This is a genomic window from candidate division Zixibacteria bacterium HGW-Zixibacteria-1 (assembly GCA_002838945.1).
In the GTDB taxonomy this organism is placed as follows: Bacteria; Zixibacteria; MSB-5A5; order GN15; family PGXB01; genus PGXB01.
In genome coordinates this window covers 164129-176894 of record PGXB01000001.1, presented here as the reverse complement: position 1 = coordinate 176894, position 12766 = coordinate 164129, and the positions used below count along the sequence as shown (strand labels likewise).

Below are 12766 nucleotides of genomic sequence, written 5' to 3'. Positions count from 1 at the left end.
TCTTAATCTCCGGATTCATGGCAGTAACTGCAGAAGCCCCCACCGGTCGCCCGGGTGCTGGTGTGGCACTGAAAACAGAAATAACCGTCATCCCCGTGCCAGAGACCTTTACTTTGAAGAAAAGCCATATTCCCCGTATGGATGCGCGGATCGGTGCCCCTGATGCCGTCGATATCACGATGACAACCGCCCCTGGCGCAGGTCGGATCACTCGAGTCGTGGCAGGAAGCGCAGTTCTCGATATCATTGCGCGCCGCCAGGCCGTGTTCCGACAGCCAGTTCAAGGTCGAGTGTTCCAGCGGGATGCGGTTTTGTCTCTCATGGCAGGCATTGCAGAAAAGTTTTCTGTCATGACAGCGGGCGCAGTCCTTTTCCTTGCTGCCGGCATCGAGCCCGTGCGTATATTCATAATTAAGGTCGTGAATGTTCCCCTCGAGATTATCTTCGCGGTGACATTCGGCACAAAATCTTTCACTGCGGTGGCATCCGCCGCAAAATTCGGGATCGCTCGTGGCTCTATCGCCATGCTGATGCCGCCAGTCCTGCGGGTGAATATCCAGCAGCGTGATTCTCTGCCCGTGACACAGGGCGCAACTGTTGTCGGCTTTGATGCCGTCGTGACACGTCATGCACAGCGGCATGGTCGGCATGTAGGTGGTGCTCGACTCCCTGCTTTCGGCAATGCCGTCATGGCAATGAGTACATTTTATCTTTTGCTCGAAATGCTTCTTATGGTTGAATTCAATCGGTCGGTCAGGATTGGGCAAGGCCTGAGGGTCATCAATACTGCGATGGCAGGTGCCGCATCCATCGACCTCTTCGATGTCATGACAATCCCCGCATACTTCCATCGCCGGATACAGTTTATCCTGTGGGGACACACTCGTTTCGGCTCCGGCATGGCAGGTGAGACATTCCAGGTCGGTGTGATTGGCATGGGCAAACTTGATATCGCCGGGAGGAACGGTCAGTTGCGTCGATGGATAACCCCATGCCAGCCAGGCAAGAGACAGGACCGATACAATCATAACTATGATGATTTTCCAATGTTTCATCTACTCTCCATCCTCTCCATGCGAAGCAAAAGAAAATCCTTTGACAAACCTGAAATAGAAACGGGTGTCATCGTTTCTAACGGCATTGCGAAGGTACTGCCCCTCCGCCCTGACGGTTGTGCTTTTACCGAAATTTTTCTGAATTCCCAAAGTCGTCATATATGAATCGCTGAGTTCCTCCTGCATATCCTGAACGCGATACCGGCTGAAATTGGCGCTGGCGTAAAGTTCCAGAGTCGGGTAAAGCCGAATATTGGTGAAGCCGACCAGTCCGTCATTGTCACCGCCGTAGCCCGTCTTGTGCCGCCATGATAACGACCAGATGCCGCCGTTCAGGCCGAGACTGGCATTCCAGGAATCTTCTTCCGTGAAGAAATCATAATTGAACCTGGTCACAAGCCGCAAATGCTGCCATAAGGCACGATTCAATTCCAGCCTGATCTGTTTGTAGCGATTAAATTCGACCAGGGTGAATAAGGTATTGCCGGGGACCGACGGTTCACGCCAGTTGAATTCCCCCGAAATATACCATTTGGATCGGGTCCATGAAACTCGGGACAGGAACTCGGCAAGTCGTAGATTGGCCGCATTATATGAAACACGATTATACATATTCCAGGCCCGGCCGCCGCTGTTCAGATCGAAGCCGACGCGATGATACGCTATTGAACCGTCGGAACGCCGCATCATCCAGTTCAGGCCAAAAACGTTCGAGCGACCCAAAATATATGACAGGCGCATCCCGGCAACCGCATTATCCGACAATGACTGCACTTTTTCCGGCTCGGTTCCGGATACGTTACTACCGCCGTACATGTCAAATTTGAATGCACGGGATACATTATATTTGAATCGAAGACCGTCGATAAAAGCGCTCCCCGCCGCCGAATAAACAAATTGCCGTCCGAGATAAATATTCGATCCGGAAGGATACCCGGCCAGCCGGAGATATGAATCATATATATATGTCTGAGGATCGGTCGCAAATTTGTCGGACAGATCGGTTGTCCAGCGAAGGTACGTATGAAACGACAACTGTCGATACGGCTCGGGCCTCCAGGCGATTAAATCGGCCCGGATACTTTCATAAGGGCGGATATGCGAGCTGTCGCCCGCTTCCCAGAAATACATCTCGCTGGAAAGGCTTCCATTCAATTCGGCCGCATATAATGGGCGGAAAAACATCGAAGCCATTCCCAGAATCAGGAAAATGGCAATTAGAATGAAACGATGCGAGTTGGGATTGGATAAGTGTCTGTCAGTCATACGATAAAGACAGGAGAAATAAGACGATAGTAGTCTTGGTTGTGAATTCATACTCTTATTATCGTGTTTTTTTGACATAAAAGTTAGATTTTTTATTCAGGATTTATTTTTGTCGGCAAAATGGCCTGTTTTGACCCCCGTTTATTTGATATAAGATTATGCAGGAGTTTGACGTAAGAGATTTATTCATATTTCTCCAGATCGTCCTGCCCCCTGTTTTTAAGATAAGAGAAACGGTCTATTTCTGCAATATTTAAACAAAATACGAAGCAATAAAAAAACCGGCTAATATATGAATTAACTCATATTAGCCGGTTAGTGTTTTATTCCCGTTAGCTTATTTCCGGTGGCACTGGATGCAAAGGTCTCCCTTGGGATTCAGCGGCAGATACGGCTCAAAATCGGCGCCGTGGAGCCAGTGGCAGCTCCGACAGATAACCGGCTTGCCGGTTCGCTGATCGATGACATCCTCGCCGACAGGGTGCGAGCTTCTGTGTGCATCGCCGTGACAGCCGTCGCATGTCTTGATCCCATCCCCGGCCAGGTATCTTTCATTGTTCGATCCGTGCGGGGTGTGGCAGTTGGTACAGTCTATTCCCTTATGAGTAATATACTTGTTCTTGTCCTTGCCGGCATATTTTTCACCGTTGAAATGGCAGCGCATGCACAGGACCTTCTGGTCCGCCGCCAGCATAGACTGGGTCGGTGAAGCATGCGGGTTGTGGCAATTCAGGCAGGAGCGCTCGTCATCCAGATTGTGATGATAAGTCAGCGCGGTCTGATCCTTGAGACCCCGATGACATTTGAGACATAACGTCTTAACATCGGACACCAGTTCGAACGAGGATGTTGCGCCCTGGGTGGCATGGCAGGTACTGCACTTGCCGCCGCTGAACGGTGAATGTTGATTGGCCATCAGCAGGTTGGGCTGTGTCGCCGAATGAGGATCATGACAGGTAACACAATTGGCATCGCTCAGATTATACCCCTTATGGGCGGTACTGAAAGCGGCGTCCTGTTTATGGCAGCCGAAGCAGAGTTTCGGAATGTCCTGTGTCAGCAGCTTGCCGGAATTCGAGGCATGCGGAGAATGACAGTTTTGACAGTTGTCGGCGACCGGTTGATGCACATATGACCGCTGCAGCCAGGTCTCGACGTTTTCATGACACCGCAGGCAGAGCTTGGAGCCCTTCTCCTTCAATTGATCGGGCAGAGCCGAAGCATGAGGGTCGTGGCATGCAAGACATTCCCCCTGCATGGCCGGATTATGAACCGTCGTCATCTGAAGCTGCGATTTTATATCGTCATGGCACTCCAGACAAAGGTCCCTGGTGTCATCATTCAGCAGGGCGGCATGTTTCGAGGCATGCGGGTTGTGACAATCGGAGCATTTGCCGCCTTCGAAAGCAGTGTGGCGGTGCTTCTGCGTCATCAACTCCTCGATCTCGGAATGACACATCAGGCAAACCGCCGGCTCATCGACCTTCACGACCGAGGCCATGGATGGCGCCATAAAACAAAGTATCGCCGATAGTATGATAAATGATGTTGTTCTCATCGCTTGTCCTCCTGCTGATGGCAGGCATAGCAGTCGCCGCTGCCGAAGGGGTCGTGTGAATGGGCATTCATGAGGACGCCTTCATTGGAAACATGCGGATTATGGCACTTCCGGCAATCGATCTGGCTGCCGCTGAGGCTCAAATGTTTGGATTTGAATTCGGAATCATCGCCGTCATGGCAGTTCAGGCACTGGGCCGGTACATCCTCGGTCAGAAGCGATACGAATTGACTATGATGCGGCTGGTGGCATCCCAGACATTCACCGTCTTCAGCCGGTGCGTGCACCATGCCGCCTTCGGCATGCTTAAGAATATCGGCGTGGCAGGACAGGCACAATTGTTCCGGTTTATCCAGCAGAAGTCCGTTGATCTTCGACATGTGCGGCTGGTGGCAGCTAGTGCAGGAACCATTTTCAACCGGTTTATGGTTGCTGTGAGTGCCTTCGGGCGGAGTGACAACATCGTCATGACATTCGCCGCAGATTTTATTCTGATCGGCCGACAGCAGACCCTTTATATCGGAGCCGTGCGGCTGGTGGCAAAGGTCACATTCTTTTTCCTCGAAAGGCGGATGCAGGGCGAATCCTTCGCCCTCCTTAACCAGGCTTTCATGGCAGCCAAGGCATAAATCGCTGCGCGTTCCTTTCAGCAGGGCCGCCTGCGACGACGCATGCGGCTCATGACAGACATTGCACTGCCCGGCTCTGACCGGAACATGCGGACTTTTCATGACGACCCATTTGTCGATATCATCATGACATTCACCGCAAAGATCAAGGCGGTTGCTTTTCGTCAACTTCTCGAAGGTCGAACCGTGCGGGGTGTGGCAGTCAAGGCAGCTTCCATCGACAAAAGGATAGTGCGTATATTCAAGCGAAGCCGATTCCTTCACATCCTGATGGCAGTCACCGCAGAGGGTATTGATATCCTTGCTGATCAATTTATCGGCAACCTTGCCGTGCGCGGAATGACACAGGGTGCAATCCTGGCGGGCCGGTTTATGGTTGGAGCTCATGACCAGTTCATCCTGCACGTCATCATGACACTTAAGACATAGTTTTATCGGCGCCTCGGCCAGCAGGGCCTTATATTTCGAACCGTGCGGGTTATGGCAGGTCAGGCACTCGCCGTCGGCAACCGGATCATGCGTTCCTTTTTCCGGTTCATCATGACATAGGAGACACATCTCCGAACCGGCGGTAGTCACGCCGAACTGGTCCGGGCCGCCGGGCGGATTGTGGCAGCTTTCGCACGCGCCTCCCTGTACCGGGCCGTGTATCGAGGTGGTCAGCAGGCCGGGCTGATCGGAGGTATGAGTGGTGTGGCATGAGCTTTGGCAAAACCGGCCGCCCTGGTATCATGGCAGTCGCGGCATAAATCCTTTTCATCCTTGACCAGCAGACCCTTATGATCACTGCCGTGAATTTCGTGGCATGAGAAACAGCCTTTTTCGAGGGGCTTGTGTTTGTGAACGCGCTCGAAGTCGGACTGGTCATGACAGCCGTAGCAGAGCTGCGGCGACGCTTCCTTGAGAATTCCCTTGCCTTCACCGGCATGCGGATTGTGGCAGACCGTGCAATCACCGTCCGCCACCGGTTTGTGCAGAATCTTCCTGTCCAGTCCCAGAGCTGTTTGGTCGTGACATTCAAGACATATCGTTTTGATATCGTCCTTCAACCTTAAGACACCGACAATTCCATGCGGCTTATGGCAGGAAAGACACTTGTTCTCCGCAAAAGGTTTATGCTTGGTACCGCCTGCGAAGTCGGCCTCCTTATGACATTCGAGACAGTTCCCCTTGCTGGAAAAACGCTTGCCTTTTTTCACCTGAGCGGCGGCATCCTGCGGCGAAAATTGTATCAACAATCCTGCCAGCAGAAACGCCGTCAATGTCAGCGATGAAAGTAAGCTCCTGATTCTCATATCCTAAATTACCCTTTTCAGGAAAATATCCGTGTAATTATTATTTACATCGTGCAAAAAATATAACCTCATGACCCCTCACCGAAATATTTGCCTATGGCCGGCTCATTGTATTCGATCTCGGACCCCGCCTTTATCAAGGTAAGAGCCTTGTCGAGCAATTCATCGAATTTTCTCTGGAACATGATTTCCCGAATTTTCATTTCCACTTCACTCATCTCTTTTACCCGTCCGGGCCTCCTGCCGCTGACATGAAAGATCATCAATCCCTCGGATGTCGGAAAAACCCGGCTCGATTCGCCGATTTTAAGAAGTTCCAGTTCGCTTTTGACCTGATCGGGAAGTACCTGGAGCGAAATCCATTGCGTCTTTTCCTCCACGACATCGGCGGTGCGTCCGTATTCCCGCGCAATAAAATCATAATCGGCCCCATCTTTCAATCTTTTCTCGATCTCGGCGGCCGTTTTTTCATCGGGAATATCCAGTCGTCCCAGTTCAATCTCATCCGGTTCGCGGAAATCATCAAGATGTTCATTGTAATAGGCGTCGAATTCGGCATGATTGAACGTTATTTGCGAAACAACCGTCTCTTTAATGTAGGTTTCAATCAATGAACTGTCAAGGCTGTTGATATATTGAGAAACCACTTCGGGGCGTTCCAGGTAGCCGTCCTCTGATGACGCCATGGTCAGGACAAATTCATCCTTGGCCGAAATCAAGCCTATTTGCAACAGAGAGTCGAAGGGCAGGTCGCCTCGTTCCATCGCAAGGCGCGAGACTCCCGTGCGAACCTCGGCCTCGGAGTAAGAATATTGACCGCTTCCGACAAAAATCGGATCACCTGAGCCATCGGTAAAATCCGGAGTGTACAATTTTGCACTATCGGCTTTGATTCGGGCAATTACGGCTGAATCGGTCCGGAATGGATAACGCTTTTCAAGTCCGTCGATAAATTCTGTCCATTTCGCTCCGCGCACTTGTTGCTCAAGAACCGACCTGATTTTTTTGGCATACGTCGCCAGCTCCGATGTGTCGGCGGGCATGGTCTTTTCCACGCGGAGGAAAGCATACACCTGCCGATACCTGAACGGTGCCGAAATGCCGCCGGGTTTCAATTTATCGGCCTGATCCCGCAGTTCTCTCTCGACGTCCGCATAGTATTTTAGATTGTGCAGGCCGCCTTTATAGCGATACATATCCATCGATGATGCTTCGGCGATGCTGTCCATCGGTGCACCGCCCTTGATGGCGGCGATAAATGTCCGCGCCAGGGCGGAGTCCTGAACCGATATTGTCCGCAACTGAAGTTTCGCATAATACTTATTGAAATAATCGAGCACATCCTTGTCGCTTATCTCAGGGGCCGCTTTGAATTGTTCCCGGGCATAGAGACGCATGGCATTGTTTTTCCGGCTTTGCCCGAGCTTGTCAAGCAGCCGGTCATCCTGATCCAGCCCCAGCGCCGTCGCCTCCTGAATTATCAGGCGGTCATTAATCATTTTATTCAACAATTTGCGGTAATCGAAATTTTCCTTGCGCTCTTTGTCCAATTTGGAATGCAGATTCATAAATATCTGATCCATGGCCGCGACATAAATGGTGTCATCGTTTACGACCGCCAGGTAAGATTGATCACCTGGATCCTTTTCACCCGCTGATAATATGTCCGCTGCTCCCAGAAGTATTACAAGTCCGATTATTGCAGTCAGATAATATTTCATTTTAAAAAACCTTTTCCCCTTTTATCACACACCAATATATTACTTAATATCTTTTTTCACTTTTTTGACAAAATCCTCGACCGCGTCCCGTGACAGTTCCCCCAGCGAATTGGTCGATCCGGGGCGAAGCAGCGCGGCGGAATTGGTACCGCGCCGTGAATATTCATAGGCCCCGATAATTCGCCCATCCTCGGAATCCAGGCATCGTCCGCCAAACTCCACTTCGGGTCCGGAGCCTTCGACTCCCCCCGGTCCCGCTTTGAAAAGATTGACGCTGCCGGTAATAACATAATCGGCGTTCAGCCCGCTTCGCAATTCGGTTATCATATCGAAGTCGATTTCGCCGCGCAGCGCCCGATTGTGCGACCGAAACAGTTCACCCACCGTCCCCGGTTCTATTACACTCATTCCCCGGTCAACAAGTTCGGTCAATAGAATCGTCGAGATTACATCTCCGGCGAATTTTTGGGCCGACAGGTTATCGAAAGGAACGAGAGCAAATGTCGGCGAGGATTTGCCCGTCTCATTTTTCCGAATATAAGCATTGATACTTTTTTCGAAGTTTTTGAAGGCGCCGCCGACCAGCTTTTCCGCCAGTTTGTCGATCTCCCGGATTTGTCCGATTCCCAGCAACCCGGTGAAATCATTGCCGCCGGCCGCTTCGGATACGGCCCAGAATATTTTCATATTTTTTACATCCAGACACCTGGCGGAAAACCCGGTTTCGGGAAGGTCATTTTCGATGAAGACATCGATTGATCCGAGCAATAAAAAGTCAATGCCCAGCTCATCCGCTATTATAGAGGCGTCGGATGTATTGATGGCGCCGGATGAGCGGATGCGGTGCTTGCGGAGAGTCTGGCGCAATTGGGAAGAATCAACGACAATCAAATCGCTCCCGGCGACCCGGCTCTGAATCAGGGGCATCAGGACCTCTTCACCCCGGGTCTCACCCGAGAAATTGACAAAGGGAAGAATCGCAATCGTGTATTTCCGCGTGGTCTTGGCAGCCTCCTGATCGCTTTCGGGGCTGCTTTGGGCGCACGGCATGACACCGATAAACGTAATGATTAGCAGTGCAATAATATATTTAAGCCGAATAATTTTCATTCTACTTTATCAGTGTTTTCAAGGTTCCCTTGACGCAATCGCGCATGGCTTCGCTTTCGGATTTATCCCCGGTTCCGAACAGGGACGAGAAAAAGCCCTTCTTACCGGAGGTATTCGTGGCCGACCAGACCGTCATGCCGGTCTCGGTTTCGACCATGCTTACCACCATCGTAACCGTGTTGGTCGTCGAGGCGCCGCTTCTGAATGTCGAAACTTCGGTGACATTGCCAAGGATGATTCCCTGCACTTTAAGTTCCTTGCCGATATTGATGATCTGTTCTTTTGTCAACTGGCTGGTGCGCACGGTGGCATACTTCTCCAGTGCCTTGGTGACTTCCCCCGGTTCGACGACATCGAACGCCCTTTCCGACAGCAATTCCGAAATGAATATTCTTGATGCCCTGGCGCCCGCCCCCTGATCCGATGACAGGTTGTCGAAAGGAACCACGGCCACTCTTTCCAGATACTGGAAATTGTATTCATCATGGATAAAAACCGATGGCGACATGCCCCCGCAGCCCCCGATTAAAATAATTATTGCCGCCAGAAGCAATCCCGTTCTTATCATTTTATGCACCTTCCATTCATTGTCAAAATCCGGATTTCAAACCGATCTGCAACGACGTCGTCCGGGTTCTGTCAGCCAGAGCGAATTCATTCCTCGTGTAACTGAAAAACAGCAGACTACCATTACTGATTTTATAATTTATCCGCATATTGGCCCGTTCGCTTCTCACACCACTATCGCCGTCATTTAACGTCGCCAAAGCTCCAATTGTGATACGGGGTGTGAGATTCCAGCTTAAGTTATATTCCTGGTAAAAATAATCAAGGTTTTCTTCATCGTCGTATGTGAGCGATCCCCGCATTAAAATCGTCCTGGTCAGGCGATAATTCAGATCGGCGCTGTATTGCCGCCTGATCCGCGTCGTTTCGTCCGACAAGCTGTTGGTCGATTGATACAACACATTAAATATCGCATCCAGGGTGCGATGCACTTTCGCATCGGCCGACAACCTGTAGGTCCAGCTGTCGTAGGCCGTCCTCGAGTCAAATTGATTATTGCGATTGTAGCCTGCCTCAAGCGACAGATCCAGCCCGGCCAGGAGATTTCCACTGGTCTGAAAAAACAGGTTATTGGTCTCCCTGGTCTTTATTTTATCAATATAATCGGTTCTTGTCAGGGCGGCAAAGGAAAACGAGAGAGTCGGCAGCGGCGACATCAGGAGGCTGTATGACAGGGAGCGGCTGTCGTTGCGGGTGCCGCCATCCGTGAGATTCTCATACCCGGACTGGTAACGAACCAGTTGCGAAATCGCTGAGCTCGGCCGATGCCGGCCGGTCAAAGAATAAAATATTTCATCCCGGCTGTTGCCGAAACCGCCGCCCGGTTCACGGCGGAGAGTCAGGTCGGCCGAGGTCTCGAAAATCCGCGAAAAGGCATAATTAGCCGCCAGATCGACCAGGTGCGATGACGAACTCTTGCTATCCTTTACAACATTCTGCTTTTCAATAAGTGGTTGAATTTCTGTCACATAGACACTTATGACGTCGTTCAATCCGGAATTGACCGCCTTGATGTATCGGGTGGTCTGAGGCGGGAAAAATATTTCATACCGGTTAAAACTGGTATTGAATTCGGCAAAGACCGCGGAAGTAACCGGGTTCCAGATTAGATTGTCGTCGGAAACATAAATCCGCCAGCTCAACTGTGCGCCTGATGGGCGGTCGGTATATATATAGATGGCGCTGACCTCACGCTCGATGGCAAAATCGAAACCCATATTTCGATCCAGCAGGCCCTCGCCGATAGCAATCGTCGGCTGAGCCGGATCGGTGATGTTGCCGTCGGCCAGGGTGCTGACACTGTCGAGCTCACTCAGGTCGGGCGTGGGATCAATGCCATATAGGGCGCGCGAGAAAGGCAGGCTTTCGAGCAGTTTGTCGCCGCCGAGGTTTTCGGTTTTCTGGGAACGATAGTTGAAGTCATATCCGGAACTGAAACGCAGCCGATTATCGAGCCAGTATGATGATTGGTTCCAGCGGAATAGATGCTGGGTCTCGGTGATATCGAGGTTGCTGCCGGCATTCGCATTATCCCTGCGAACCAGGTTGTAATAGAAACTCTGTCGCTTAAAATTGTAATTAAGACCGGTTTGCAGGCGGCGCTCCCGGGTGTCGCGCTCGATCCGATTCTTGTCATTATAAGTGTGGTTCCAGTCATAACGCACCTCCAGCATCGGATATTTCACCGAATTGGTCGTAAAGGTTAGGCCGGAACTGTTGCGTATCAAATTGGTGGTCTCATTGCTGCTCGTGGTTTCCTGCCGCCGGATTATTCCGCCAAGGGTAAAATAGGGATGTTTCCAGACCAGTTCACCGGCCGGCTGGTAATCATAGCGCCAGACATTGGCCGACTGGCTCTGATCGATCCCGAGATTATGATAACGAAGCGAGGCCCTGGTTAAAATATATGGTGTAAAATATTTCGTCCAGTTGATCGAATATTCCTGATTGAGCGACTTGGTGGTTTGTGCTTCCGATTCCGAACTGACCCCCGTAATCTGAAGATTTCCGCGGAGATTATCGGAGATAAGAGCCTGAGCCGGCCGCCCTGCCGCCAAGATTATCAGCAGGAAAAACGATATCATTATTGTATGGTGCTTCATATATTTCAAAACTTTATCACTCCGGAACTATTGCCATATACGGCCGCTCCCCGACCTCGATTTGTGCCATCACTTCCCTGCTGACAACATTGATTACCACCAATTTGTTCTCCTCCGGCATGACGACCAGCAAGAACCTGTTTTCCGGATCGAGCGTAATCAACCCGGGGCGGCCGGGAACGAGAATCTGCCCGAGCTTGAGCCCGTTTTCCGGTTTTATTATGGCGATTTCGGAACAGTCGGCCATCGCTGTGTAGAGTTGACGCGAGCCGCGATGATAGGCCAGGCCGACCGCCGGGGAGCAAATATTAAGCGTCCCCAGATTGTTTCCGGTGCGCAGGTCGATAAAAGATATTTTTCTTTGTCTGTCGAAAGCCAGGTACAAAACCCTGTCACGATCATCAAGGGCAATTTCGGACGGCGATCCGCCCACGGCCAGCGTTGTCGCGACCGCTTGCTCGATCGGCTGGTAAACCGAGACATCCTCCGAACGCAGGTTGCTGATATAAACATTGCCGCTGAGCCGGTCGGAGACTATCGCCGCCGGCGCAGTTCCCAGAGTCACTCGATCCATTTCCTGGAAGGATTGGGTATCATAGACCGACATCGTGTTGGAACCATGGTTGACTACATACAATTGCTGCTCATCAGGCGACAGGGCCATACGGCCCGGCTCGTCGCCGTACCGGAGCAAAACCGTCCGCAACGTCTGGCGTGTGTTCAAGTCGATGACAACGACGCTGTTGTCTTCCGAATTGGCCACATACAATTGACGATTGAGACGCGAATAAGCCATTCCGCGCGGGGCAGTACCGGTTCTGATGACATCGACAATGCGGTAGTTGAACCGGTCTATAACCGTCAGATTATCCGAACCTTCATTGGCGACAAAAATCAAGCCCCCTGAAGGTGGAATGTCATTCGGCAGCAGCTTGAAACGCGGGCTAAAAACCACTTGTTCGTCATCATTGACATGCAATTCCGGCGACCATTGAAGAAAGATGGTTTCCGCCGTTTCTCTGACAATATGCACATCGATAGCGACAGTAACGCTTTCGGGCGGATCGGGCAGCTCCACCATCCCGCCTTTGATCATAACTTTAACTTTCTTAAATGCAAAGATAAGAGAATTATAGTGGCCCGGCGGTATCGCGGCTTCCGACAGGAGCACCTGTTGGCCGGAGCCGACCGGGATGTTCAGTGAGGCATGTCTCACCGGCAGCTCGACCATGCCCTGATTGCCGGACAATCGAAGTGAGGCCAGTTCTGTTTCCACCCGGTCGGGAAATGATTCTCCCGTCTCGATATAAACAACAATCTGGGAGTCGTCAGAAACGCCGGATGTTTGTGAAAAAGCGGATAGCTGCAAGATAAGAAAAGGGGCGCCGATCAGCAGAAATGCAATAAACGACCAGGCAAACCCTGCTGTCGATGTTTTTTTAATGAACCGCATTCTTAATCCA

General features: G+C 51.2%; 10 protein-coding genes. All 10 read right to left on the bottom strand.

Annotated features, from left to right (window positions below; genetic code table 11):
• Positions 1-2 precede the first annotated feature (2 nt).
• A complete protein-coding gene (locus CVT49_00695; GenBank protein PKK85092.1) occupies positions 3-1055 on the bottom strand; it encodes a hypothetical protein in 1053 nt (350 codons plus the stop codon).
• Positions 1056-2321 carry a hypothetical protein gene (locus CVT49_00690; protein PKK85091.1) on the bottom strand — a complete coding sequence of 422 codons (1266 nt, stop codon included), beginning with the start codon at positions 2319-2321 and terminating at the stop codon, positions 1056-1058.
• A gap of 337 nt (positions 2322-2658) precedes the next feature.
• A complete protein-coding gene (locus CVT49_00685) occupies positions 2659-3879 on the bottom strand; it encodes a hypothetical protein (GenBank protein ID PKK85090.1) in 1221 nt (406 codons plus the stop codon).
• Complete coding sequence (locus tag CVT49_00680; protein ID PKK85089.1) at positions 3876-5087, bottom strand: hypothetical protein; 1212 nt, start codon at positions 5085-5087, stop codon at positions 3876-3878. Before CVT49_00680 ends, CVT49_00685 begins: the two co-directional genes overlap by 4 nt.
• Positions 5088-5167: 80 nt before the next feature.
• Positions 5168-5803 (bottom strand): hypothetical protein, encoded by a 636-nt coding sequence (locus CVT49_00675; protein PKK85088.1) that lies wholly within the window; start codon positions 5801-5803, stop codon positions 5168-5170.
• 68 nt (positions 5804-5871) lie between these two features.
• On the bottom strand, positions 5872-7524 hold the full coding sequence (locus CVT49_00670) for a hypothetical protein (protein ID PKK85087.1): 1653 nt from the start codon (positions 7522-7524) through the stop codon (positions 5872-5874).
• Between the two features lie 39 nt (positions 7525-7563).
• Positions 7564-8634, bottom strand: a complete 1071-nt coding sequence (locus CVT49_00665) for a hypothetical protein (protein PKK85086.1) — start codon at positions 8632-8634, stop codon at positions 7564-7566.
• 1 nt (position 8635) lies between these two features.
• The gene (locus CVT49_00660; GenBank protein ID PKK85085.1) at positions 8636-9202 is read right to left on the bottom strand and encodes a hypothetical protein; all 567 of its coding nucleotides are present in this window, start codon (positions 9200-9202) and stop codon (positions 8636-8638) included.
• A 22-nt stretch (positions 9203-9224) separates the two neighbouring features.
• Positions 9225-11303, bottom strand: coding sequence for a hypothetical protein (locus CVT49_00655; GenBank protein PKK85084.1), 2079 nt, complete (start codon positions 11301-11303; stop codon positions 9225-9227).
• Positions 11304-11319: 16 nt separating this feature from the next.
• Positions 11320-12756, bottom strand: coding sequence for a hypothetical protein (locus CVT49_00650; protein ID PKK85083.1), 1437 nt, complete (start codon positions 12754-12756; stop codon positions 11320-11322).
• Positions 12757-12766: the final 10 nt, after the last annotated feature.